Consider the following 23,567-nt stretch of genomic DNA (forward strand, 5'->3'; position numbering starts at 1 on the left):
ATGGATGTTACGAAATCCCTGGAAAATGATATGCATCGCCAGCGGCACGTTTTGGATATTGCTGATCACAATGGTGGCGGTGCTATGGACGAAATAATTCTGAAAAACGCCATTAATCGGATCATCGAACTTGAAACCATGCTGCTGATCCCGGTTGAAAATACAGTTTGGCCTAAAGAGGTCGAGATGGTGATCACCCAAATCGACAGCGCGGAAAACTTGCCGGAGTGCCATCAAAAACGGCTACGGCACCATATCAATCGCATGTGGTTAGAAGGGATCCCTATGCCCACTGTTACTTCCGTTGCCAAAGTGCTGGCCGATACCTTGGGGCAATACCAATGAGAGAAATTATTGTTGATAACTTTGCCGGTGGTGGTGGTGCGTCAACGGGTATCGAGTTGGCCACCGGCCGCAGCGTTGATATTGCGATTAATCACGACCCGCATGCGATCGCTATGCATGAAACCAATCATCCGGACACGTTGCATTACTGTGAATCCGTGTTCGATATCGATCCGGTGGTTGCCACAGCTGGCAAGCCTGTGTGCTTGGCGTGGTTTAGCCCCGACTGCAGGCATTTTTCGAAAGCGAAGGGCGGAGCACCGGTTAAAAAAGAAATCAGGGGGCTGGCCTGGATCAAAATCAGATGGATCTTGAAGGTTCGCCCGCGGGTTACCGCAATGGAGAACGTGGAGGAATTTAAAACGTGGGGGCCGCTCGTGACAGACCAGAACGGCAATGACTACCCATGCCCAGATCGTGTTGGGGAAACTTTTCTCGGGTTTATAGCAATGCTAACCACCGGCATTGATGCAGAACACCCTGCGTTAGCTGAGTGCTGCGAAATTTTGGGTATAGCTGAGGGCAGCGACGATCACCGTCGTCTGATAGCTGGACTGGGCTATGCGGTTGAGTACCGTGAGTTGAGAGCTTGTGACTATGGCGCTCCAACTATCCGTAAGCGCTTTTTCATGATGGCCCGCTGTGATGGTAATCCAATAGTTTGGCCCGAACCCACCCACGGGGATCCGAAATCTAAAGAGGTTAAGAGCGGAAAACTCAAACCCTGGCGTACGGCTGCCGAAATTATCGATTGGTCACTTCCAACCAAAAGCATTTTTGGCAGAAAGAAGGATCTGGCAGATAACACTCTGCGCCGCATCGTTAAAGGCTTGCAACGGTTCGTTATAAATAATCCAGATCCCTACATTGTTCAAATTGGGCAAACCGGTTTTGGTGGTGATGGGCGGCAGTACGCAGCAGGGCAACCGCTGACCACGATCACAAGCAAAGCAGAACACCTTTTGATCGAGCCGTATGTCGTGAAAAGCAATCACACATCGAACAAAACCAAATACCATTGCTTCCGGGGGCAATCTGGCAGGCTTCCGCTGCAGACGATAACGCAAACCCACGGCTTTGGGGTTGCCGCCCCGGTGGTAGTACGCCAGTTCGGAAACAGTACCGGCCAACCGGTTGATACTCCGGTGGGAACGGTCATGCCTGGTGGTGGCGGGAAAACCCAAATAGCTGCGGCTGTTCTTGTCGGTACCGGTGGCAACGAAGGGCAAATGCAGCCTAAGCCAGTTAGAAAACCATACCAGACGATCACCAGAGTTTCGCGCATGAACATGGTCAGTGCTGTTCTCGTTGGTGCTGGCGGACCGAAATACTCGGGCAAACCGAGAGCTGTTGACGTACCGACGATCACCATCCCAGCAACTGCACATACCGCGCTGGCATCTGTTCATTTAATGGTTAACACCACAGGGCATCCGGGCGGAAAAGCTGACGAACCACTGCGTACAGTAACCACTGGTGGGCACCATGCTTTAGTCGCTACCAACATAGTGAAGCACTACGGCGGCAACTATACCGGCGCAGGCCTGGGTGTGGATGAACCATTGCATACGATTACCCAAGTTGACCACCACGGGCTTTGTACATCGCATTTGGTACACCTGCGCGGCACGTGCAAAGACGGCAGGCAAATTACAGATCCGGTACCGACGATAACCGCCAGTGGCCAGCATAACGGGCACGTCCAAGCTTTCCTGACCAAATACTATGGCACAGCGACAGCTGTCGACGTTGCGGCACCAGTGCATTCGGTCACCACAAAAGACCGTATGGCGATCAATGAAGCGCACTGCGGCCAGGAACCACTGACGGATGAACAGCGTTATGGGGCGTGGTGGTGCGCCCGGTTACTGGAGAAATTCAGCGACGAGCCAGACGAAAGCCACTTATTTCCCGCAGAACGCCCCAACTACATACGCGTCGGCGATTACATCATCGTTGATATCTGCATGCGGATGCTGGCGCCGAGAGAATTGTATCGAGCGCAGGGGTTCCCTGACTGGTACATCATCGAACGCGATTATCGTGGGAAAAAATACTCGAAAGAGGCGCAAGTGGCCAGGTGCGGCAACGCGGTGCCGCCGCCTTTCGCCGAAGCGCTGGTTCGGGCCAACTTACCGGAAATGTGTATTGCCATAGAGGAGCAGGCAGCATGATCGAACATCAACAGCAACCAACCTTCAACACATGCATGTCAGCTTGCATTGCAATGGTCGCGTCACGGCCGGTGGATGAAGTTGTCGAGCTTTGGCATGAAAAATTCCATGCAAAAACAGACTGGCTTGACGATGCATTGGATCACTACGGCATACCTTATTTTTACGGGCATCCTAAGCAAGGAACACTTCGCAATGGATTCGTTTATTTTCTCTCTGTCGCATCCCTGAATATTGTTGGCGGCTTACATCAGGTTATCGCCATCTTGGTTGAAGGGGATAAACCCGTTTTTCTCGATCCTGTAATGGGCAGGCCGGGGAGCAAATATTACGTTTTCGGTGAGCCCAAAACAGACAGTGAGGCATCAATCATTTCATGGACTGTCGATCTGGCAGTTCCTTTAGCCAGGGAGCAAAAAGCATGAGTGATAAATTGACGGATTGCGCAATAGAGGCAATCGGGCGACTTGAAAGCCTAGCTGATAACGATATTGACTCTGACTATTTCGCTGTTGTCAGTAATAGCGAAAACGGCCAGGAGGTCACGGAAGAGTATGTGATTACCAACGTGGCCGCTGAAACGGCGGTACTCATTAAGAAGCTGTTGGCAGCGCTAAAGCTGGAGCAAGAGCAATCAGCATACTACGAGCGGCACATGTGGGATTTCCACGGCTTGGCCGAATCTGAAAGCAAACGTGCCGATGCAGCAGAACAGCGACAACAGAAACCTATCACGTTGCCGGATCGTTATTCCGTCGATTGCGGCGTGGTTTGTGACCCCTGCGGGGAGTGGTTATCACTTGATGACGTGGTCAAGGTTCTTGTCGATGCAAGGGTAGAAGTGCGTTCCCCATGCCCACGTTGCAATCGGCTGCTTGATTTAACGAGTAGACCAGACGGCGCACATTATTGTCACCATAAGGGGGAGTAATGATTAGCGCAATAAAACCAGATGGCCCATTCGTTTTAATGACGTTCGAGGGTGATGATATTCTTTATGATGAACGCGGTATCGTGATGATGAACGGAAAACCGAAATGGGTTGGCGTTGGACGTCTGTATTTTGAGTGCGACCTTGGCGAATACAAAGCTAAATACTGGACGAAAGATATCAAAAATGCTCATACGTTCAGCACAATAGATGAGGCGACGACGCAGCTTTGCAAGATGAAGAATCCGCACTTAATCAAAGTACGCAAGTTATCGCCAGGAGCTAAGGTCAAGGGGGAATAATGCAAAGAGAAAACCGCTATATCGTCATTAAAGAGGCTGACGCAAAAAATATCCTTGGCCCTCTTAACTACAAGCTCCTGCATACGATTGCTGACAGCATAGAGCGCGGCCGATCAATTAAGGGAAAAGCGCCGTTGGAATGCGTAGTTGTTGAGTCAGATTGGCCGGAATATGAGCCTCTTTGGAAAGCGATAGAAGCCCGTGTTGATGGGGTGAAAGGCATACGTCAGCAACACGCTGAATGGTCGAATGCCACGTTCGGGAATGTTGGGCCTGTCGGTCCGTTAAAGCACCTTGCGAAAGAGGCATGCGAAGCAGCTGCTGCGCCTGACGATCTCTTAGATTGGGCTGATATGCAATTCTTGCTGTGGGATGCCCAACGCCGTGCCGGTATCACAGATGAGCAGATGATTGAAGCGATGGAGAGAAAGCTGCCAATCCTTAAAGCACGGAAGTGGCCGGAGCCGAAAGACTGCGAACCTCGATTTCATATCAAGATCGAGAGTTAGTGATGCTATGGGAGAAGTAATGTTCAAGGACTGCATCAGTCGAAAGTCAAGATAAAAAAAAGGGGGGCAACCCCCTTTTCATTACTCATACTCATCAATTTCAGCGCGAAGTTTTTTCAATAGTGGGCTTATTAGTGCCCGGCGCAGGTCACTCCCGAGCGCAGTTAGCATTAAATCAGCGTCAGCCACAGATAACCTCTGATTGCTTCGGTCATTGAGTAACCGCTTTACACGCTCATAATCTATACCTGTAGCTCCGGCCAACCATTTTCTACTATACTTCTGTTTTATAAGTAATTTCCTGATGGTGTTCTTAAGTTCCAGCTCAATCTCTTGCATAATATAACCATTAATTATCAATGGTCTGCATTATCCATGTTATTTGCGGCTACTTTCCCGCAGGGTCACTCAATGACCCACCACTTTTAGTGGTATTGATAATAATAGTTGACTGGTGCAAATTAATCTAAAGCCGCAACATATCCACACAAAATAAAGCGGTTAAGATTAAAATTTTTTTCACCAGGGATTTTAATGTATTGCCGCCGCATAGGAATGCACAGTCAATACTCCATTAATATTTCTGGGTGATTTGTATGTTAAAAAAATTGGAAGTTGCATTTTTTCTAATCTCCCATAATTTAGGGAGATGTAACCCGTGAATGGTCATTTTTTATATGAACTTCCAGTTGAGCTACCATTTTTAGGGCGATCAATTATTTATACGGAAGAGGGGAAGATAAAGGCAGTAATGCCACTTCAACCTGATCAGGTTGTCGTTGATATGGATATGATGGTAATGATACTGAGGATGGCTGGTTACATCGTCAAACGAAAGTAATGTATAATAGCCCATCAGCCTGAACAGCTGATCACCTGCTGCGCTACTGGAGAGCAACCAATGGCGCAGTTACTACAGTTAGTAAAATCCGCACCAACTATCCTGACCCCGGCAACGATCGAGGCCAGCGATTTTTTGCAACGTGTAAAGCTTGGAGAATGGATCCAGGCCGAGTTCCGTCGTGTCCGTAACTATCAATTTCACAAGCGTTTTTTCAAACTCCTGCAGTTTGGATTTGATTACTGGACACCAACCGGCGGCACATTGACGCTGCCCGAACGGCAACTCATTGATGGGTTTGTCGAATATCTCATTGATATGTCCGGCCAGCATGGAGCAATCATCAGCTCAGTTGCTGATGACTACCTGTTTAATGTAGGAAAGTTGCGCGCCAAAGAAATTGCGGTGATCAAGTCCTTTGAGCCCTACCGAGCATGGGCCACGGTTGAAGCTGGCTATTACGATGAGGTGATCCTGCCCAATGGACTACGCCAACGGGTACCTAAATCGATCTCGTTTTCCAAAATGGATGAAGACACATTCCAAGGCCTGTATAAGTCCGTTTTCAACGTTCTATGGAATTTCATCCTGTCACGGAGTTTCCGCAGTAGGCAAGAAGCTGAGAACGTGGCTTTGCAGTTGCTGGAGTTCGAATAATGGCCAATCTTAAAAAGGAGGCCAAAGGACGTGACTGCCAGATCCGCATTCCTGGCGTCTGTAATTTTAATCCTTACACCACCGTGCTTGCACATTACCGCATGGCCGGAAGCTGCGGCACCGGCATAAAACCCGATGATGCGCAGGGTGCCTGGGCCTGTAGCAACTGTCACGATGCGATCGATGGCCGCATTAAAACCGAATATGACCGTGAAACCCTGCGCCTGTACCACGCCGAGGGCGTATTTCGCACGCAAGCAATTCTGAGAAAGGAAGGAAAATTATGAATCTCGAGTCGGTAGTAAAATATTTCTCACCGAAATCTCCAATGCTGGGGTACTCGGTTCCTGCGACGGCTTCGGATTCTTTGACGATCAGTGACGTAATGGGGGCTTTGGGAATGTGTCAGGCTCAGGCGGAATTGGGCTTGTCGGCGTTCTTGGGTAAGGTGGGCATTAGTGATGCTGACAAGGTTAAGGCGGTAGTGTTGCTTGCCAAGCACAGTATGGCGCGCTCTGACAGCGTTGCAGCAATTCGCAAACTCCCGGGCGAAACCAAAGCCCGAGTGATCCTTACCCTGGCGGCATTCGCATTCTTGGATTTCTCCCGGAGCGCTGCCAGCGAGGTACCATGCGACGCATGTGATAGTGGCTTTATCGAAGAGCGGAAATTTGTCATGAACAAGCTGGCGAAGGCCCACGACACTGTCGACAGCTTTGCGCGAGGAGATTTGCCAGCGTCGATTACGCAGTTGGAAGGTCGGGAAATGCGGGTGAAGCATACTTTCTATGAAACCACGCGCAAGGTGTGCCCAAAATGCAACGGCAGAACAGTGATAAAATCCGGCTGCAATGACTGCCGCGGTCGTGGTGTAGCCATCGACAAAGATGAGTCAGAGCGCCAAGGCGTACCGGTGAAGAAACCCTGCAAACGCTGCTCAGGGCGCGGCTATGAAAGAATCCCTTCGACTCAGGCTTATAGGGCGATCGCTTGTATCACTGAAAGTATTTCGTTAGATACATGGAAAAAATCGGTGAAGCCATTTTATGACGAGATGATCACCCAGTTGGATATTGAAGAGGAGAGAGCCAATATGGCGTTAAGGGCAACGACAGGTTGACAAAATAGTGAGTGATTTTATTGCGGGCTATTTACATTTCCCGAAAGTGTGGTAATTTCTCTCTAACGATGGGTTTTTTCTGCCTGACGTTGAGAAACCCGCCCTGTGTGGGTTTTTGCATTTATGGAGACAGCCAATATCGAACAACTCACATTTAGACCCGCCAGCGAAAGACCAACCGAGGACCTTGACGGGGAGAACGTGTTAATTCTCAACCCCTGTGATGGCTGGCATGAGGGGCATATTCGGGCTTGGGAGGAAGACGCTGAGGTTTATCACGTCGGTATTTACACTTTCATGATGGATGAAATGGTCCCGCATGATTTCTACGTCGCCTTGGCCTTACTACCAGACAGCATTGTGTTGAGCGAGAAATTCGAAGCGGAGAAACACCGAAGATTGTAAAGATTTTTTGATGGGTCTTGTGTGATTATCCTGACTGCATTAGTATCCTGGCCTCGGCCCTTTAGCTCAGTTGGTTAGAGCAGTCGGCTCATAACTGATTGGTCGCTGGTTCAAGTCCAGCAAGGGCCACCAAAGCGGTCATCGTATAATGGCTATTACCTCAGCCTTCCAAGCTGATGACGCGGGTTCGACTCCCGCTGACCGCTCCAGAACAATCGAATGAGCACTTGCTGGCTTGTAAAAGGAATGATGTCGGGTCATCTTAGCGGTGAGTGCTCAACCGCTTATTCTGGCGCAACAGAGGGGCGCATTTATGTTTTGACACGCACAGTCGATCCCTTTGTCGGGTTTGTGAATGTGCCCCTCGATGTGAAGTGACAGCCGGGAAAGACTGGCACCCATTCAAGCCCTGGCCTAACCGCTGGGGCTTTTTGCTAATTGAACCAAACCATATTGAAAAACAAAAATGCTGACAAAATCGCCAGAGTGGAAACTAAAAGTAGTAATGGGAGCCATTCACGCATGATTTTTCCTAGTGCTATCTATCACATTGTTAAAGATAAAAAAATGCCCTAAGCAACTAGGGTTGTTCAGGGCTAGGCGTTCAGAAAGGCATGTTGTTATTGTTGGTTGGCATGCCACCAACTTCAGGATGGGCATCTATAATTACACTGCTGCCGATTTGAATGCAAAAAAACACCACCCTCCGTCTAGGGTGGTGGGCGTCAATATGACCAACACTAGGGAATCGGCACCACGTCAGATGGAGTATCTGTTTCATCATGGCAGTGGTAAGTATAATTAATGATTTCATAAATAAAAGCAATATATTACGCATGGTTAAATAGGTAAAAATCAACAAAACATAGGGCTGCGCTAATGCGTGGCCTTTTCTTTGACCGGATCACTGCTTGAGGAAATGCACATGCAGAACGAACCGTATTTCTACAATCTTGGCGTGACGCCGGAACAGCTTGAAGATTGGCTCGGTCAGCAAAAATTGCACCTGAGCCATTACAATCGTTTGATTTCAGAAAGAGCCGCCTTGATCAAGCGACTCACGGAAGTGGACAACGATTGAGGGCAATACGCACCTACATTGAAGCCAGAAAAGTTGAGTTTTCCTTGGGAGCCCAATCCTCTTCTGGAAGCTCTTCAAAAATAAAGGCTGCTTCTGGAAGGTTAGCTGCATTGAGTAAATGCTTTGCTTCTTCTGGCACTCTACTGAGCCTCAACTCATCCTGGATCACAAACAAGCAGTCTTCAAGGGAAAGTGATCTTATATCAGCGAGTTTCCATTTTGTTTTTGTGAGAATAAGGTGATGTAGAGCATCCTTGCCATCTAGAGGTTGAAATATCGTTGCGTACTGCAGGCGGTGTTTGTAGAGGATCATCTCTAATACGAACAGTTGCGCAGTTCGGTTTCTGGCTCGATTGCCCTCAAGGTTACCATTGTTAAAATCTAAAAGGCTAACGCCATGGTTATGACAAACCCTTGATTTGATGGCATGCCATAAATTGTGAATCGAGCTCATTAAGTTTCCCTTTTAGTTGATTTAAGCACTACCAAGATACCACCACTGCCTGAGATAAAAAATAACCAGGCTCGCAAGGCTCACTCAGGTGGGCTTTTTTTATTTCTTACGCCGGAGCACTGGTAATGGACAATCACAACCTGCCGCCGGGCTTTATCGAGGCGTTTCTTATGTGGATAAAACTTAACGCCCCTGCGGTATACGGCTCTTTTGCCGCGTTCGGCATGGCGACGCTATTAACGCTGCGCGATGGTAAATCGTGGCTTGACGCGCTTTATGCTGGCCTTATCTGTTTGTTAATAACGCTAGGCGTTATCAATTCCCTCGAGCTGTTTGGTATGAGTCAGGATAACGCACTGATCGTCGGTGTGGTCATTGGTGGCATGGGGGTAGAGAGATGCATCTCTATCCTCCGCATATTTGCCAGCATGAAGACCAATACACCGCTGGATGAAAAGGACAGGAAAAATGACCAGTAACTCTAAATTGTCAGAGCATTTCAGCAGTAACGAATTTGCATGCCGTTGCGGCTGCGGTGCGAACCAGGTATCGGCAGAACTGATCAAGGTTCTGGAAGACGCCCGCACACACTTTGCTGTGCCCATCACCATCGTCAGTGGTCGTCGTTGCCCGGCACATAATGCAAAAGTTGGCGGGGCAAAGTCCAGCCAGCATCTGTTGGGTACCGCCGCCGACATTCAGGTAAAAGGCATTCAGCCAGCCGCAGTGGCCGCGTATTTTGAAGGTAAGTATCCGGGCCGCTACGGTGTGGGGCGCTATGCCACGTTTACCCATATTGACGTTCGCACCAGCCCGTCACGTTGGAAGCAATGATGGATAAGTTCGGAACGATAGGTGTGTTGCTGTTGGCTATCTGTCTGGGCTGGTATGCATCCTTGTTATCAGACGATTTGGAAGCAGCTGAAAAGGACAACAAAGCGCTGGTAGCCATGGTGGAAGGTCGCGATGAAACGATCAGGGCGCTAAAAGGTGCCGCTGACGCTGACCGGCGCGCTAACGAGGAACAACTTAAGACTGAGCGGCAGAAGAGGGCCAAGGCCGATGCTGAAAACAGAACGTTACGCGAGGCTCTGGAACATAGCGACTTTGGCAATCAGCCTTTGCCTGATGATGTTATCGACATCTTGCGGGGTAAGGATGCCACCCGCACCAGCCCCTAAGCTGATCTACGTGTACCCGCCAGAAGTGCTATTACAACAATGCGAACAGACACCGTTCACCGGCTCGACGTTTGGTGATGCTGTCATAGCGTTGCAAGTGAGCCAAACTCAGCTTGATGTGTGCTCATCAAGGATTAGGGGATTGATTAAGTGGCACCGGAGTAGTGTAGGCAGTAGTGGATAGTTTTTTATGACTCTTTAAATGAGTTGTATCTTTCTTCTATTTGGAGGAGATTAAGAATTCGATACTAAAGAGAGGCATTCGACATGATTTACGACTTTGACAGTCATTACATATCAGATCACAAAGACGGGCGATTTGTTCGTTATGATGTCATTAAAAAACATGATGATGCATACTTAGTTAAAGTGTTTGATGAACAGCAAAAAGGAATAGCTGAGCCTAAGGTTATTATCCAGGTCGATGAGTTTGAATTAAATAGAAGTACATATATGCATGAGTATGGAGTTGGGGATATGAGGTCTGTAAAAGTAAATATGCCACCAACATTTGATGGTTATTTGCGTATCAAATGCCAAGATCATAGAAATAAATTGGATTAATAAGGTTGCCATTAGCTATTTTCATGTAACCAATAGCCTCGGCATAGTCCGGGGTTTTTATTTTCAGGTTGTTAATGAGCTAATTGTAGGTTGAGCATGTTATGCAGCAACTGAACATCGCGGTTAATTTAAATAATATATTTGCTTATAAATTCTAGGGCGTTTTTTTCTGATCTGTAAATAAAATAGAGTGCTCTATGTGCTCATTACAATTTTGTACGGGTTTGATAATGACATTCCAGTAACACGAGTCCGGTACGGCTATGTTAGCTGGAAATTCTGAATAATATCCCCCATAAAAGAAAACTGCCGTGCCCATGAGATATTTTCCATATTGGTCATCAGACATCAACATAATGATTGAAGGGTGTGAACAATGTACGACTACAACACTACCCGCTGCAAGGTATGAACGATCATGACGGGATGAATTATTTAATAGCATCTTAAGTTAACTCGATATTTTACGTTTTGGAAGTAAAAAAAGCCCCTCCTGATAAGGGGCAAGTGTTACATAGGGATATGAAGTACTAGTGGGAAAACAGCGCAAACTTATAACTCGGATTGAGTATATGGATTTAGCTTTGCATGTAAATAAAAATATTTGTGTAAAAATGAACAATAATGGTGAATTTAAATTGATTATTTGTATTAAAAAGCGTCTGCTCGGGCACTGATTAAGGCACGAAAAATCTCCGGTAGCTCCTGCCTGGTCACCCTGACCGTTATCTGCTGGTGGTTTTTATTTTGTTCTGAATTTTTGCGTTGGCCACAAAGAAAATTAGCACAAACGATCTGTATTCGTAGATGGTTGTTGGCGGATTTCCCGAGTGGGTAATCCAGAAGTCAGCAGAAAATTCTAAAGGAAGGTGGGCGGCCACCGGTAGTTAGAGCTACCGGCGGCCATTCATACCCACAAGATCGTCATGATGAGTACGAACCAAGACCCACTTGCTCTCGAGAGCAGGGTCATCTTATTGGATCCTCTGAAATGACCACAGTAAAAAATCAGCAAAAACTTGCAATCGTTTATAAATCACTCAATTCGATGATGGCTTATGCGAGAAACGCGAGAACTCACTCGACGGAGCAGGTAGAAAAAATAATCGGGAGCATTAAAAAGTACGGATGGACTAATCCGATCTTGATCGATGAGTATGGGGAGGTGATCGCCGGCCACGGTAGATTACTGGCTGCGGAAAAAATCGGTTTTGACCAGGTACCCACGATCACGCTATTTGGCCTGACGGATGCAGAGAAAAAAGCTTACCGCCTGGCGGATAACAAATTACCTCTTGATGCCGGTTGGGATATCGACCTGCTGACTATGGAATTGAGTGATCTGCTGACGGAAGGATTCGACCTTACCCTGACCGGATTCAGCGCAGAAGAGATCGACAACATGCTGAACGTCGATTTCTCACCGGGTGATGAAAGCGACCAAGGAAAGCTCGACCAACTGGAAGAAAAGCTGTGTCCACACTGCGGGGGTGTCTTATGACTGCTCTCATCGTGGATTGGGCAACCCACAAAGCAGCTGCACATGCTTGCCTGAATTGGCATTACGCAAAAGCTGTACCGGTCGGAAAGTTGGTAAAGGTCGGCGCATGGGAAGATGGCCAGTTTATTGGTGTGGTGATATTTAGCCGCGGCGCCAACAATCACATCGGCCAACCCTACAGCCTGAAGCAAGACCAAGTATGCGAATTGACACGCGTAGCCCTGAGGGAACACCAATCGCCAGTAAGCCAGATTTTGGCAAAGGCGATTAAATTCCTGGCTGCGGTTTGTCCGGGCCTGCGGCTGATCGTCTCCTACGCGGACAAAGACCAAAATCACCACGGTGGCATCTACCAGGCGACCAACTGGATTTATGAAGGTCTGGTCGGTGCAGGAACGCTGGGTGCATTCATCGTCAAAGGTAAAAAAGTCCATCCGCGCAGCGTGGCGGCAAAGGGCGTGAAACAGAGTATTGATGCCGTTCGTCAGCACCTGGATCACAACGCGCAAGAATTTAAGACGTCAGGGAAACACAAATACCTGATGCCCCTCGACAAGAAAATGAAAAAAATCCTCATCGTTCGCCATAAGCCATATCCCAAGAGGGTGTAGCTATGGATAAGCCGACGCTCGACAAAATCGAGGCATTGGCCGGGCGTGGATTGTCGGAGCAGCAAATAGCCGACGCATTGGATATCGACATTGAAAAGACGCGGACAGACATGAAGGCGATCGCCACTTACCGGCAGGCAATACGCAGGGGGAAGGCCAAGGGGATTGCAGACTTGTCGAACGCACTTTACATCAAGGCCAAGAAAGGCGACACGCGAGCCATGATTTTCTTGTTGGAGCATTTAAAACCGAAGTGAGTAAGCCGCATGAGCAAATTGGATGGGGGCGAACTGAAACGTGATTATTGTGCTGGTCTGCTCTCAATTCAAGATGTGGCAAAAAAGCACGGTATAGCGAAAACCACGTTAATCGACATGGCGAAGAAGTACGGATGGGAACGTAAAAAAAAACCGTCCAAAACTCCGACCAAAAAAACCGACCAAAACAAAAATGGTCGGACGGTCGAACCAAAGGCTTCACGGTCGGAAAAGCGGATGAGGTCGGATCAAGAAAATAGCGACACGGATTTATCGATAGACCCTGATGATTATGGAATAACGCTGCAACAGGCATGGTTTGCCCACTGGTTCGTTATCACCAAAAGCAGAGTCGAAGCATACAGACGTGCTGGGTATCGATGCGAAGGAAAGAACGCTTACTTTGGTGCATCGCAGGTATACAGAAATATTAAGGTTGCCAAAGCAATTCGCGACCTTGAGGCAAAAGCTTCGAAACGGTATCAGGCTGATCTCGATGAACTGGTTGATCAACTGGTTTCCATCATCAATGCCGACCCAAGAGAGCTATCTCATTTCCGCCGAGTTAACTGTCGTCACTGTTGGGGAGAGAACTTTTTTTACCAATGGATCGATATTAATGAGTACGACACTGCTGATGCTAAGGCAACGGCAGAAAACAAACCTAAACCTCAATATGGCGGTGTGGGGTTTGTTGAGAACGCGGATCCTAACCCTGATTGCCCACGCTGCAACGGCGAGGGCGTTGGGGAAACTTTCTTTGCTGATGTGCGGGATCTTCAAGGCCATGCGCTTCAGTATTTTGCTGGGGTAAAGGAAAGCAAATTCGGCATTGAGATCCTTACAGAAGATAAAAAAGCGGCACGTGCGCAACTGCTGCAACTCCTGACATTCCGACGCACAGAGAAACTTCATCAACTGGAAATTGAAAGACGGCAGTTGGAGATTGATCAACTGCGTAAGGAACTGAATCAGGCCGGCAAACGCGAAGGCCTTGAGGGCGATTATCAACTACAGGCATTAACTCCTGATGAACCTACGCCGGACAATCCAATCCTTTGACGGTCCCGTACAGTTAACGCCAAAGCAGGCAAATATTTATGTTTGGGGCTGGCAACCAAAGGCTCGTTTTCGTGATGCAGTTTGTGGTCGTCGATTTGGTAAAACCTTTCTTGGCAAGGCAGAAATGCGCCGAGCAGCCCGATTGGCCGATCGTTGGAACGTCAGCGTTGAGGATGAAATCTGGTATTGCGCACCGACATTAAAGCAAGCCAAGCGCGTTTTCTGGCGCAGATTAAAGCAGGCTATACCGCCGCATTGGCGAGCATCAAAGCCAAACGAAACGGAATTATCGATCACTCTCAACAGCGGTCACATTATCCGCTGCGTGGGATTGAATAATTACGATGACCTGCGTGGTTCCGGCCTTTTTTTCGTGCTGATAGACGAATGGGCCGACTGTCCGTATGAAGCGTGGGAAGAAGTTATTCGCCCGATGCTCTCGACATGCAAATACACGGTTGATGGTGTGGAGTACGTGGGTGGGCATGCATTGCGTATTGGAACGCCGAAAGGGTTTAACCATTGTTACGACACGTATTGCGCAGGGCAGGATGGTAGAGAGCCGGATCATCGCAGTTGGCTTTATACGTCGGTTGACGGTGGCAACGTACCGCCAGAAGAAATCGAGACAGCTAGACGCACGATGGATCCCCGGACATTTCGCCAAGAGTATTTGGCATCGTTCGAGAATTACCAAGGCGTTGTTTATTACTGCTTTGACCGGAAGGAGAACCACACTGACGACACCATCCAGCCTGGTGATGAGTTGCATATAGGGATGGACTTCAACGTCGGAAAAATGGCGGCAGTGGTTTACGTAATGCGTGAGGGCTTGCCGCACGCCGTTGATGAGTTAATGAATAAATTTGATACGAGGGCAATGATTGAGGAAATAACGAAACATTTTCTCGGCCACAAAATCCTCATTTATCCAGATGCCTCCGGCAAAAATCGTGGTTCAAGTAATGCCAGTGAGTCCGATATATCGCTGCTAAAAGACGCTGGATTCACGGTTAAGGCCAAGGACTCAAACCCGGCAGTTAAAGATCGTGTTAACTCCGTGAATGCCATGCTGTGCAACACATATGGCGATCGTCGGATGAAAGTGAATACGAAAAAATGCCCTAAGTTTACTCAGTGCCTAGAGCGTCAGGTTTATGCGGATAGCGGTGAACCAGATAAAAAAGGTGGGTTTGACCACGGTAACGACGCTGGTGGCTATCCGATCTTCTATCTCTTCGCCCTGAAAATTAAAGAAGCATTCAGCACTAACATGGGATCCACTTTAGGATGAGTAAAAATAATGACATAACGTTTACTCGGCCAGAGTACGACGAGGCTTTACCTACGTGGAAGCGAAACCGGGACGTGTGTAGCGGCCCGGATGCAGTTAAAGCCGCAGGCCATGAGCATCTGCCAAAGTTAAACCCGCTGGATATATCCGAAGCCAATGAGCAGCGCAACGCCAGCTATCTGGCACGTGCGGTTTTCTATGCAATCGCTGCAAATACTAAGCAGGGATTACAGGGGATGGCATTTCGCCGGGATCCGACGCTTTCCCTTCCCGAAAGTAACAAATTGGAATACCTGAAAACGAATGCTGACGGAGCCGGGACCAGCATTTACCAGCAGTCGCAGCAAAGCCTTGAATCAGTCCTTGAGGTGGCCCGTGACGGGCTTTATGTCGATTACGCAGAGGAAGGGAAGCAAGCCATTATCTTGCGTTACCTGACCGAAAATATAATCAACTGGCGAACAAAGCGTATCAATGGACGCAACAAGTTAATCCTCGTGGTATTGCGTGAATGCGTTGAAGAAGAGGACGGTTACGGCTTCAAGGATGTGATCCAATATCGTGAACTGGCGATGGAGGGGGACAAGTTCATGGTGCGTGTATGGCGGCCTTCGGGTGATGGTAAGTCGCAAAAATATGTTGCGGGTGAACCTTATTATCCGAAGCCATTCGGAGCTGATCATTGGGACGAAATACCATTCATTTTCCTCGGCGCACAGGATAACAACCCGGATATAGACAAATCCCCGCTAGAGGCGCTGATCTCCATTAACCTGGGCCATTACCGCAACAGTGCAGACTATGAGGATAGCGTGCATTTTTGTGGCCAGATCCAGCCGTGGATTAGTGGTTTATCCGAAGACTGGCGCGACTGGCTGGAAAAAAACGGCGTTAAGTTTGGATCCCGAAACCCTATGCTGTTACCGGCTGATGGGGCGATGGGGATGGCGCAAGGCCAGCCAAACATGATTGCCAAAGAGGCGATGGACGACAAAAAAGCCTACATGATTGCACTCGGCGCTCGGCTTATTGAGCAAAATGGTGCAATCAAGACGGCAACGCAGGCAAGCGGCGAGCAGGCGTCCGGCACCTCCATTCTGGGCATCTGCTGCAGTAACGTTTCCGAGGCATATACCGTGGCGGTGATGTGGTGCGCACGTTATCTGGGTATCAACGAGTTTGATGCTATCAGTTATGCGGTAACCAAGGAGTTCCTGCCGAAAGGGGCAGACGCCAATGTCCTTAATGCCATTGTGGCAGCGTGGCAAAGCGGAGCTGTTCCGACGCTCGACATGATCCGCTCACTGCAAAAAATGGACATCATCGATCCAGCGGCAGACCCGGCGACTATTTTGGATGTCCTGAGCACTTCCGGGCCTAACTTTGTGGGTGGAGCCAATGGCGACGGTCAATCAGCGGCTTAGTGATGAGGCGGTGGCGCACACAATTTTTGTAAGCCGGTACTCGACCGGCACAGCAAAAAGAATGGTGACGGTATTAAACCAGGCTGACGCTGACTTATCCGCCCGGTTGATTGTTGCCCTGGAGGATTTGGATCCTACCAGTTTCACCGTTCGCCGCTTGGAAACGCTGCTTGGCGGCGTGCGCGATATCAACCAGCAGGCTCATCAGCAGCTCTATCATTCACTCAGTGACGAGTTGAGCGATTTTATAGGGCATGAGGTTGGCTACCAGTTGAGCCTATTCGATTCGCTGCTGCCTGGGGCGGTTAAGCAGCGCTGGCCACTCATGACGATCACACCCCAGCAAGCCTATGCAGCAGCTACCGCACTGCCATTTCAGGGCCGGTTGTTGAGTGAATGGGCCGGAAAGCTTGAAGGCGACCGTATGCAGCGTATCAGCAATGCGGTTAGCCAGGGCTATTTGCAGGGAGAAACGACAGACCAGATATACCGGCGCATACGTGGCACGAAGGCGCGGAATTATCAGGATGGCGTTTTGCAAACAGGCCGAGCCAACGCAACAAGCGTCATAAAGACTGCGGTCAATCACATGTCAGCAGTAGCCCGCACTGAATTTGCTCAGGCAAACGCCGACATAGTTGATTGCAAGCAGTGGCTAAGCACGTTGGACAACAAAACCACGCCTGCCTGCATTATTCGTGATCGCCTGCGGTACACGATGGAAAACAAACCTATCGGGCATAAGGTGCCTTATGGGGCAGGACCTGGCCGCATTCATTTTTGCTGCCGTTCTACCGAAACGTTGGTGGTCAAGTCATGGCAAGACCTAGGGATCGATGCCAATGACATGCTGGAAGGCACTCGGGCCAGTATGGATGGGCAAGTGCCGGCAGACACGAATTATCGCGATTGGCTCCAGAGACAATCCTATCAGCGGCAAGTGCAGGTATTGGGCGAGGCCCGCGCACGGCTGATGCGAGATGGTGGCATGAAGACTTCTGAATTCTTCACCGATAAAGGGGAGTGGCTCACACTCGCGCAACTGCGAGAGATTGACGGGCAGGCATTTAGCCAGGCCGGAATGTAAAAATTAGATTTTCAACGAGCCCGCCATAGCGCGGGTTTTTTATTGGGCAAAGCCCGGCAATAAATCCCAAGGGGAAAGCATGTTATTCCGAAATATTGCACGTAAATATTATGCGGCAGCAGGTGAAGGCGGGGAAGGTGGCGGCGGCAGTGCTGGGGTCGAGATCACCCCGGAAATCCAAGCCATTATTGATTCCCGCATTAACGAGTCTGTTTCGGGCCTGAAAACCAAAAACAGCGAGTTGCTCGGCAAGCTCAAAGAGCAAGGCGACAACTTGAAGCGTTTTGATGGCATCGATCCCGACGCTGTGCGTGGCATTCTCAAGCGTTTTTCCGATGGCGAAGAGGCAGAACTGATCGCCGCAGGGAAAATTGATGAGGTGCTGGAGAAGCGTACCGAACGAATGCGTGGTGATTCGGATAAGAAAATCAAAGCTGCCGTAGATCGCGCTGAAAAAGCCGAGGCGCTAGCGAACAAATTCACTAAGCGAGTGCTGGGTGATGTGATCCGTTCGGCGGCATTAAAAACTGGTGTTCTGGCCACTGCGGCGGACGACATCATTTTACGCTCCCAGGGAGTTTTCACACTTAACGAAGACGGCGAGGCCGTTGCAATCGACAAGGACGGCAACCCGGTTATGGGGAAGGACGGTAAAACGCCGCTATCACCTGCCGAGTGGGCCGAATCCCTCAAAGACACAGCCCCTCATCTTTGGCCAGCAGCCGAAGGTTCGGGCGCGGGTGGGCATAAGCCTGGTGGCGGATCACTGAAGCGCTCTCAGATGTCTTCCAAGCAAAAATCGGATTACATCCGCGCTCATGGCCAGCAGGCATTTTTAAGACTTCCAAAAGAATAAGGATCACCGAACATGGCAGCAACTGTTAACACCGACCTGATCATTTATAACGATCTGGCTCAAACTGCATACCTGGAGCGCCGTCAGGATAATTTGGATGTATTCAATGCTTCATCAAATGGGGCGATCGTTCTGGATAACGCGCTGATCGAAGGTGACTTCAAGAAGCGTGCTTTTTATAACCTGTCGGGCAGCATCGAACATCGTGACGTGAATTCTAACGACCCGGTAGATAGCAAAAAAATTGGTGCCGGAGAGTCCGTGGGTGTTAAGGCACCATGGAAATATGGCCCTTACGAAACCACTGAGGAAGCATTTAAACGCCGTGGCCGCGACGTTTCTGAGTTTTCGGAAATCGTGGGTATTGATGTTGCTGATGCCACCTTGGAAGGTTTTGTAAAATATGCAATTAAGGCGCTCACAGCGGCTATTGGTGCCAATGACGAAATGGTTGTCAGTGCCAATATTGCGACCGATGGCAAAAAGACGCTCACCAAAGGAATGCGCAAATATGGCGATAAGTTTGGCCGTATCAGCCTGTTCGTTATGCACTCTGCCAGCTATTTCGACATTGTCGATGAAGCTATCGCCAACAAAATTTATGAAGAAGCGGGCGTGGTGGTGTATGGCGGATTGCCTGGCACATTGGGTAAGCCTGTGCTGGTTACGGATACAGCGCCAATCGACGTTATTCTGGGGCTTCTGCCAAATGCTATTGCGATCACTGAATCGCAAGCGCCGGGGTTCCGTTCTTTCGATGTGAACAATAAAGAAAACCTTGCAATTGGTTACCGCGCTGAAGGTACGGTAAATATTGATATGCTCGGCTATAGCTGGGATGAGTCAAAGGGCGGCGCAAATCCGGATCTAACCAAGATTGGGACACCGACAAACTGGAAAAAACACGCTACCAGCAACAAGGTAACGGCCGGTGTGATGATCAAGCTTACCGACTCCGCTCCGGCGGCCAAGGCTAAGTAATCCAAGGGGCTTAGGCCCCTAATTTTTTGGAGGCACTATGTTGTCTACCAATCCGAAAGCGCCGGAATTCAACAGCTACGCATCGGTGGCAGATCTTGAAGCATTTGTTGTTGGTCGGGGCATTACGCCCCCAGAAAGCCCCGAGCCGTTGCTGATCAAGGCAATGGATTTTCTGAGTGGCATAAATTGGCAGGGGCGAAGGGCTAAAGCCGTTCAGCCGTTGGCATGGCCGCGTTCTGGTGTGATATTCGATGGCTTTAGTTATCCGAATGACGTGATCCCTCCACAGGTCGTTACAGCGCAATGCATGCTGGCAATTGAGGCTCAAGAGGGGGATCTGTTGGCTGCCGGCAGATCGGCTTCAATAAAGTCTGAGCGTGTCGAAGGAGCGATCACCACTGTTTTTGCTATTGCTGATGGTGAAACTTTCAAGCAGACCTATCCGGCGGTAATGGCGGTATTAAACGGCTTTGTTGTCGGTGGTGGGTTTGCCATTAACGCGATCGCAACGAGATCTTGATTCGGGGGAAAGGATGGCTATCGATTATCTGGGCGCCCAGAAAAGGGCAACTCACACATTGACCGAGAACGGATCTGAATACCCGCATACCCGCGGCGGTACAGTCAGCCGCATAGCTGGTAAGGAAGTGAGGGAGCCGGAGGTTAACGGCACGGTAATCGGTGTAAAAACCGAGTACAAACCGAACGAGATCGACGGCACTTTGATTCAGGGCGGTGATGTGCAACTAGTGGCCACACATGAAACGGAAATCCGTATAGATGACCAGATCGAGGTTGACGGTAAAAAATATCGGGTAGTGCATCCTCATCCGATAAAGCCTGGTTCCATCCTGATTTGTTACCGGGCACAACTGAGGGCGTAATATGTCCGAAAATGATGCCTTTATGCAGACGATAACGGCGTTTGTCGATAAGGCAAAGGCCAATCAAGCGCAGGTGGTGCGTGCGACCAGTATCCGGATACTGGCGCAACTTGTGCAGATGTCGCCTGTTGGCAATCCTGAGTTATGGGAAGTGAATAACACGGCGGTAGCTTACAACCAGGCTGTTTTTGATCACAATGAGGCCCTGCGACAAGACTCTGCCAACCTCACCCCCACCGGGAAATTGAAAAAGCGCGCTCGGGTTTCTGACAGTATGGGGATCCGGGCGCCACCAGGTTATAGCGGGGGCCGGTTTCGCGGCAATTGGCAGGTGTCTTTTGATTCGCCGGCTGATGGTGAAACAGGTCGGATCGATAAATCAGGCGGTGCGACGCTGGCTGCGGGAAACCTGGTGATAGAGCAATTCCGCATTGGCATGCAGGCCATTTATTTCGTGAATAACGTCCCTTATGCCTATCCACTGGAATTTGGACATTCCACCCAAGCGCCAGGCGGCATGGTCCGTATCACTGCCGCAGACTTCCAGCGGCATTTCAGCGCCGCCGTATCGGAGATTGAACCGTGAGCCACACCCGCATAGCTGCGTTGCTTGAGTCCTGTCTGGGCGAATGGGCTGACGCGCATGATATTCCTGTTGCCTGGGAAAACACCCCAATGGATCCGCCCGATGGCCTGTATCTGCAAGCCTACGCCATGCCCGCAACCACAACAGCAATCGACCTTGCGGAAAAGCTGCATGTTTTGCCGGGTGTTTGGCAAATCAACGTTGTTGTGCCTGCTGGTGATGGCATCGGCCCTGCAAGGGACTTGGCCGACCAGATCTCCGCATTGTTCCCTTTGGGGATGATGCTGACTGAAGGTGGCTTAACCTGCTACATCAGCACGCCGCCCACGGTTTACCGCGGCATAACAACGGATACGCGCTACACAATCCCCGTCAGCATGAATTACCGAGCTGACATCATCACTCACTGACCGCTTCGGCGGTTTTTTTATGTCCTGAATTGGAGAATCCTATGGGATTTGCATTGCCTAACGGCGCCACGGTATTTGTGGGGTCCAAAATGGCCGCCGCGTTGCCTGCAACAGCAGTCAGCAACGCAAAGGGGGCTGTGTTTACTGTTACTGGCAGCACACTGGCTGTTGACGACATTGTTTTAATCAAATCCGGCTGGGGATTGGTTGATAATCTGGTTGCTAAGGTGACCATTGCGACCGCAACGGCAATTACGATTGGTTCCCTCGACACGTCAGATACAAACTTTTTCCCTGCTGGTGCGGGCGTAGGGTCATTAATGAAAATCACTGATTGGATGCAGATCCCGCAAATTACTGAAGTGGGTGCCTCCGGTGGTGATCAGCAATATGTTCAGGTGCAATTTCTGGAGGATGATCGCCAGCGTAACCTTGCCACGTTCCGTGCCGCAAAAAACCAGACATTTACCTTTGCGCATGATTCATCGCTGGCGATTTATAACGTTCTACTTGCTGGTGATCGCTCCGGCGATACGTTGCCATTTTACATGTATGTGCCTAAAGCCAAAGAGAAACGTTATTGGTCTGGTGTGGCATCGTTCGATCCGCAACCGGCCACAGCGGTAAACCAGGTAGAAACCGTCCAGGTATCTATCGCTGTGCAATCCCGCACCATGACGTTCTACAAAGACAAATAATTCACTGGGGCGGCAGCTGCGCCCTACTAATCAAAGGTGTCGACATGAAATTTACTCTTATCCCTAACCCTACTTTTAAAATTGATGTGACCATTCCCCGTGCCGGGGCCGAGGATGGCGTTCTGACATTCACGTTCAAGCATAAAACTCGTGCCGATCTGGAAGCGTTGGAAAAAAACTTGCGTGAAGAGTCCGAGAAGCTTGGCGAAACGGGCAAGCACACCAATGCACCGATGGTAGATTTTGTCTGCGAAATTGCCATTGGCTGGGCGTTGCCGGAAAAATTCACGAAAGAAAACGTTATGGTACTGCTGGAAAACTACCCGCGGGCCTTTGACTCGATCGCGTTGGCATATACCCGCGAACTGATGGCGTTGCGTGAAAAAAACTAACAGCGGTTGCCTCGGCATTCTATACGCCTGAACCCTCACCGGAAGAACTGGCCGCGTTCGGGTTGACTCTGGACGATATAGATTCTGACCCAGTGGAAATCCTGCCCGATGTGTGGCCGTCTTTTGAAGTGTTCCGCGCTATGGCCACACAGTGGCGCACGGGCATGAGTGGCGTCACTGGTTTGGATTACAACTGCTTGCCCTGGGTCATGAAGCTGCACGGCGTAGAGGATGAGGCAACCGCATTAACTGATATCAGGGTGATGGAAGCGTCTGCGCTGACCATCATTCACAAAAAATGAGGCCGAAAGGCAGGAGTTAAAAATGGAATTCAATGTAAATTTTCCTCAGGCTAAAGGGCTTAGATTTAGCGATGTGGCGCATGAAAATGGATCTGCAATTAGGAAGCTCAGCGCCAAGGCTGTATCTCAGATTGGAGGTGATATATATGCTTTAGTTGAGGGTAAGGTAATTTTAACAATCAATTACGTTGAAGATTATGACGAATCATCAACGTTTGCTGAGTATGAGCAGCGGGCGATAGCACACTCGAAAAAAATCATTAAACAATTGCAATGCGGCGTACAATAAGCACGCCGCAGTTTGTTACTTAAGTAGATTGGCTACGCGCTTCCCAAGGTGCACTAGCGTTGATGATGAACCATATTTACTGAGTAAAACGGTTTAATTTTTCCTTTGTTTCCTCAGCATTTGCCGATTCTTCAATAAGGAATGCGATAATTGCAGTTACAGCATCCACTCCACCTTGAGCCTTATCATCAAGCGGCTGTAATTCTCTAGGAATTCCAGGTCCCATACGTTGCATATTTTTACCTCATCCAGAGTTAATCAGCTATCCCTCTGATTTAGACGCCCATGCTCCTACATGGGCGAGCTGAACACTCAAGATAACCTTTAGTTTTCGCCAACAACACCCTGATATTTGATCATGCTGGCCTT

35 protein-coding genes, 2 tRNA genes and 2 pseudogenes are annotated in these 23,567 nt (G+C 49.3%); 35 read left to right on the plus strand and 4 right to left on the minus strand.

The features are described 5' to 3' along the window. The 6 genes and pseudogenes from KGP17_RS11125 to KGP17_RS11150 all read left to right on the plus strand — a co-directional run. Positions 1 to 345 carry a hypothetical protein gene (locus tag KGP17_RS11125; protein WP_371822139.1) on the plus strand — a complete coding sequence of 115 codons (345 nt, stop codon included), beginning with the start codon at positions 1 to 3 and terminating at the stop codon, positions 343 to 345. Next, positions 342 to 2,519, plus strand: coding sequence for a DNA cytosine methyltransferase (locus KGP17_RS11130; protein WP_223499316.1), 2,178 nt, complete (start codon positions 342 to 344; stop codon positions 2,517 to 2,519). The genes KGP17_RS11125 and KGP17_RS11130 overlap by 4 nt, the downstream gene beginning before the upstream one ends. Further along, entirely contained in the window at positions 2,516 to 2,944 is a 429-nt protein-coding gene (locus KGP17_RS11135) for a hypothetical protein (RefSeq protein ID WP_223499317.1), read from the plus strand. Before KGP17_RS11130 ends, KGP17_RS11135 begins: the two co-directional genes overlap by 4 nt. After that, entirely contained in the window at positions 2,941 to 3,450 is a 510-nt protein-coding gene (locus KGP17_RS11140; RefSeq protein ID WP_223499318.1) for a hypothetical protein, read from the plus strand. Before KGP17_RS11135 ends, KGP17_RS11140 begins: the two co-directional genes overlap by 4 nt. Continuing rightward, positions 3,450 to 3,752 (plus strand): hypothetical protein, encoded by a 303-nt coding sequence (locus KGP17_RS11145; RefSeq protein WP_223499319.1) that lies wholly within the window; start codon positions 3,450 to 3,452, stop codon positions 3,750 to 3,752. Before KGP17_RS11140 ends, KGP17_RS11145 begins: the two co-directional genes overlap by 1 nt. A gap of 224 nt (positions 3,753 to 3,976) precedes the next feature. Beyond that, a pseudogene (locus KGP17_RS11150) lies at positions 3,977 to 4,249 on the plus strand (dATP/dGTP pyrophosphohydrolase domain-containing protein); the annotation flags it as partial. Positions 4,250 to 4,342: 93 nt separating this feature from the next. On the opposite strand, the gene KGP17_RS11155 reads toward KGP17_RS11150, so the two are convergent. Further along, the gene (locus KGP17_RS11155) at positions 4,343 to 4,600 is read right to left on the minus strand and encodes a hypothetical protein (RefSeq protein WP_074032435.1); all 258 of its coding nucleotides are present in this window, start codon (positions 4,598 to 4,600) and stop codon (positions 4,343 to 4,345) included. A 319-nt stretch (positions 4,601 to 4,919) separates the two neighbouring features. Here KGP17_RS11155 and KGP17_RS11160 point away from each other — a divergent pair, with 319 nt between their 5' ends. The 8 genes from KGP17_RS11160 (at position 4,920) to KGP17_RS11195 (ending at position 8,365) form a co-directional block, all read left to right on the plus strand. Then, a complete protein-coding gene (locus KGP17_RS11160; protein WP_223499320.1) occupies positions 4,920 to 5,102 on the plus strand; it encodes a hypothetical protein in 183 nt (60 codons plus the stop codon). Between the two features lie 60 nt (positions 5,103 to 5,162). Further along, the gene (locus tag KGP17_RS11165) at positions 5,163 to 5,759 is read left to right on the plus strand and encodes a DUF1367 family protein (RefSeq protein ID WP_223499321.1); all 597 of its coding nucleotides are present in this window, start codon (positions 5,163 to 5,165) and stop codon (positions 5,757 to 5,759) included. Further along, positions 5,759 to 6,046, plus strand: a complete 288-nt coding sequence (locus KGP17_RS11170; protein WP_223499322.1) for a DUF1364 domain-containing protein — start codon at positions 5,759 to 5,761, stop codon at positions 6,044 to 6,046. Before KGP17_RS11165 ends, KGP17_RS11170 begins: the two co-directional genes overlap by 1 nt. Next, a complete protein-coding gene (locus tag KGP17_RS11175; protein WP_223499323.1) occupies positions 6,043 to 6,879 on the plus strand; it encodes an antitermination protein in 837 nt (278 codons plus the stop codon). Before KGP17_RS11170 ends, KGP17_RS11175 begins: the two co-directional genes overlap by 4 nt. Before the next feature lie 201 nt (positions 6,880 to 7,080). Beyond that, complete coding sequence (locus tag KGP17_RS11180) at positions 7,081 to 7,284, plus strand: hypothetical protein (RefSeq protein WP_223499324.1); 204 nt, start codon at positions 7,081 to 7,083, stop codon at positions 7,282 to 7,284. A gap of 55 nt (positions 7,285 to 7,339) precedes the next feature. Further along, a tRNA-Ile gene (locus KGP17_RS11185) sits at positions 7,340 to 7,416 on the plus strand. Positions 7,417 to 7,418: 2 nt separating this feature from the next. Then, positions 7,419 to 7,493: transfer RNA gene (locus tag KGP17_RS11190), tRNA-Gly, on the plus strand. 716 nt (positions 7,494 to 8,209) lie between these two features. Beyond that, complete coding sequence (locus tag KGP17_RS11195) at positions 8,210 to 8,365, plus strand: hypothetical protein (RefSeq protein WP_223499325.1); 156 nt, start codon at positions 8,210 to 8,212, stop codon at positions 8,363 to 8,365. A gap of 13 nt (positions 8,366 to 8,378) precedes the next feature. On the opposite strand, the gene KGP17_RS11200 is transcribed toward KGP17_RS11195, so the two are convergent. Beyond that, positions 8,379 to 8,819 carry a hypothetical protein gene (locus KGP17_RS11200; protein WP_223499326.1) on the minus strand — a complete coding sequence of 147 codons (441 nt, stop codon included), beginning with the start codon at positions 8,817 to 8,819 and terminating at the stop codon, positions 8,379 to 8,381. 125 nt (positions 8,820 to 8,944) lie between these two features. On the opposite strand from KGP17_RS11200, the gene KGP17_RS11205 reads away from it, so the two are divergent. The 4 genes from KGP17_RS11205 to KGP17_RS11220 all read left to right on the plus strand — a co-directional run bounded on the left by KGP17_RS11205 (position 8,945) and on the right by KGP17_RS11220 (position 10,564). After that, a complete protein-coding gene (locus tag KGP17_RS11205) occupies positions 8,945 to 9,298 on the plus strand; it encodes a phage holin family protein (protein ID WP_223499327.1) in 354 nt (117 codons plus the stop codon). Continuing rightward, positions 9,288 to 9,653: a D-Ala-D-Ala carboxypeptidase family metallohydrolase gene (locus KGP17_RS11210; protein ID WP_223499328.1), complete on the plus strand. Its 366-nt coding sequence runs from the start codon at positions 9,288 to 9,290 to the stop codon at positions 9,651 to 9,653. The genes KGP17_RS11205 and KGP17_RS11210 overlap by 11 nt, the downstream gene beginning before the upstream one ends. Next, positions 9,650 to 10,000, plus strand: a complete 351-nt coding sequence (locus KGP17_RS11215) for a DUF2570 family protein (protein WP_223499329.1) — start codon at positions 9,650 to 9,652, stop codon at positions 9,998 to 10,000. The genes KGP17_RS11210 and KGP17_RS11215 overlap by 4 nt, the downstream gene beginning before the upstream one ends. A gap of 267 nt (positions 10,001 to 10,267) precedes the next feature. Next, entirely contained in the window at positions 10,268 to 10,564 is a 297-nt protein-coding gene (locus tag KGP17_RS11220; RefSeq protein WP_223499330.1) for a hypothetical protein, read from the plus strand. A 154-nt stretch (positions 10,565 to 10,718) separates the two neighbouring features. On the opposite strand, the gene KGP17_RS27970 is transcribed toward KGP17_RS11220, so the two are convergent. Beyond that, complete coding sequence (locus KGP17_RS27970; protein ID WP_223499331.1) at positions 10,719 to 11,009, minus strand: DUF1883 domain-containing protein; 291 nt, start codon at positions 11,007 to 11,009, stop codon at positions 10,719 to 10,721. A gap of 546 nt (positions 11,010 to 11,555) precedes the next feature. Here KGP17_RS27970 and KGP17_RS11230 point away from each other — a divergent pair. From KGP17_RS11230 to KGP17_RS11310, 17 genes and pseudogenes are all read left to right on the plus strand, one after another. Beyond that, positions 11,556 to 12,008, plus strand: a pseudogene (locus KGP17_RS11230) (ParB/Srx family N-terminal domain-containing protein); the annotation flags it as partial. 53 nt (positions 12,009 to 12,061) lie between these two features. Beyond that, positions 12,062 to 12,676, plus strand: a complete 615-nt coding sequence (locus KGP17_RS11235) for a protein Mom (RefSeq protein ID WP_223499333.1) — start codon at positions 12,062 to 12,064, stop codon at positions 12,674 to 12,676. Positions 12,677 to 12,678: 2 nt separating this feature from the next. Further along, a complete protein-coding gene (locus KGP17_RS11240; protein ID WP_179250216.1) occupies positions 12,679 to 12,933 on the plus strand; it encodes a hypothetical protein in 255 nt (84 codons plus the stop codon). A gap of 9 nt (positions 12,934 to 12,942) precedes the next feature. Next, positions 12,943 to 13,995 carry a terminase small subunit gene (locus KGP17_RS11245; protein WP_223499334.1) on the plus strand — a complete coding sequence of 351 codons (1,053 nt, stop codon included), beginning with the start codon at positions 12,943 to 12,945 and terminating at the stop codon, positions 13,993 to 13,995. Beyond that, positions 13,964 to 15,289 (plus strand): terminase large subunit domain-containing protein, encoded by a 1,326-nt coding sequence (locus KGP17_RS11250; RefSeq protein WP_223499335.1) that lies wholly within the window; start codon positions 13,964 to 13,966, stop codon positions 15,287 to 15,289. Before KGP17_RS11245 ends, KGP17_RS11250 begins: the two co-directional genes overlap by 32 nt. Beyond that, on the plus strand, positions 15,286 to 16,713 hold the full coding sequence (locus tag KGP17_RS11255; RefSeq protein WP_223499336.1) for a DUF4055 domain-containing protein: 1,428 nt from the start codon (positions 15,286 to 15,288) through the stop codon (positions 16,711 to 16,713). Before KGP17_RS11250 ends, KGP17_RS11255 begins: the two co-directional genes overlap by 4 nt. Then, positions 16,688 to 17,800, plus strand: coding sequence for a hypothetical protein (locus KGP17_RS11260; RefSeq protein ID WP_223499337.1), 1,113 nt, complete (start codon positions 16,688 to 16,690; stop codon positions 17,798 to 17,800). The genes KGP17_RS11255 and KGP17_RS11260 overlap by 26 nt, the downstream gene beginning before the upstream one ends. Before the next feature lie 79 nt (positions 17,801 to 17,879). Continuing rightward, complete coding sequence (locus KGP17_RS11265; protein ID WP_223499338.1) at positions 17,880 to 18,656, plus strand: hypothetical protein; 777 nt, start codon at positions 17,880 to 17,882, stop codon at positions 18,654 to 18,656. 12 nt (positions 18,657 to 18,668) lie between these two features. Next, positions 18,669 to 19,637, plus strand: a complete 969-nt coding sequence (locus KGP17_RS11270; protein ID WP_223499339.1) for a major capsid protein — start codon at positions 18,669 to 18,671, stop codon at positions 19,635 to 19,637. A gap of 37 nt (positions 19,638 to 19,674) precedes the next feature. Next, positions 19,675 to 20,157 carry a DnaT-like ssDNA-binding protein gene (locus tag KGP17_RS11275; RefSeq protein ID WP_223499340.1) on the plus strand — a complete coding sequence of 161 codons (483 nt, stop codon included), beginning with the start codon at positions 19,675 to 19,677 and terminating at the stop codon, positions 20,155 to 20,157. Positions 20,158 to 20,170: 13 nt separating this feature from the next. Beyond that, the gene (locus tag KGP17_RS11280; RefSeq protein ID WP_223499341.1) at positions 20,171 to 20,521 is read left to right on the plus strand and encodes a hypothetical protein; all 351 of its coding nucleotides are present in this window, start codon (positions 20,171 to 20,173) and stop codon (positions 20,519 to 20,521) included. A gap of 1 nt (position 20,522) precedes the next feature. Next, positions 20,523 to 21,107 (plus strand): hypothetical protein, encoded by a 585-nt coding sequence (locus KGP17_RS11285; RefSeq protein ID WP_223499342.1) that lies wholly within the window; start codon positions 20,523 to 20,525, stop codon positions 21,105 to 21,107. After that, positions 21,104 to 21,517, plus strand: coding sequence for a DUF4128 domain-containing protein (locus KGP17_RS11290; RefSeq protein WP_223499343.1), 414 nt, complete (start codon positions 21,104 to 21,106; stop codon positions 21,515 to 21,517). The genes KGP17_RS11285 and KGP17_RS11290 overlap by 4 nt, the downstream gene beginning before the upstream one ends. 41 nt (positions 21,518 to 21,558) lie before the next feature. After that, entirely contained in the window at positions 21,559 to 22,215 is a 657-nt protein-coding gene (locus KGP17_RS11295) for a phage tail protein (protein WP_223497858.1), read from the plus strand. 44 nt (positions 22,216 to 22,259) lie between these two features. Continuing rightward, on the plus strand, positions 22,260 to 22,607 hold the full coding sequence (locus KGP17_RS11300) for a phage tail assembly chaperone (protein ID WP_223499344.1): 348 nt from the start codon (positions 22,260 to 22,262) through the stop codon (positions 22,605 to 22,607). A 62-nt stretch (positions 22,608 to 22,669) separates the two neighbouring features. After that, positions 22,670 to 22,909 (plus strand): DUF1799 domain-containing protein, encoded by a 240-nt coding sequence (locus KGP17_RS11305; protein WP_371822140.1) that lies wholly within the window; start codon positions 22,670 to 22,672, stop codon positions 22,907 to 22,909. Positions 22,910 to 22,931: 22 nt separating this feature from the next. Then, the gene (locus tag KGP17_RS11310; protein ID WP_223499345.1) at positions 22,932 to 23,198 is read left to right on the plus strand and encodes a hypothetical protein; all 267 of its coding nucleotides are present in this window, start codon (positions 22,932 to 22,934) and stop codon (positions 23,196 to 23,198) included. A gap of 76 nt (positions 23,199 to 23,274) precedes the next feature. Here KGP17_RS11310 and KGP17_RS11315 read toward each other — a convergent pair whose 3' ends face one another. Continuing rightward, positions 23,275 to 23,433, minus strand: a complete 159-nt coding sequence (locus KGP17_RS11315; protein ID WP_223499346.1) for a hypothetical protein — start codon at positions 23,431 to 23,433, stop codon at positions 23,275 to 23,277. Positions 23,434 to 23,567: the final 134 nt, after the last annotated feature.

It is taken from the genome of Serratia sp. JSRIV001, from assembly GCF_019968745.1.
Lineage (GTDB): Bacteria > Pseudomonadota > Gammaproteobacteria > Enterobacterales > Enterobacteriaceae > Chania > Chania fonticola_B.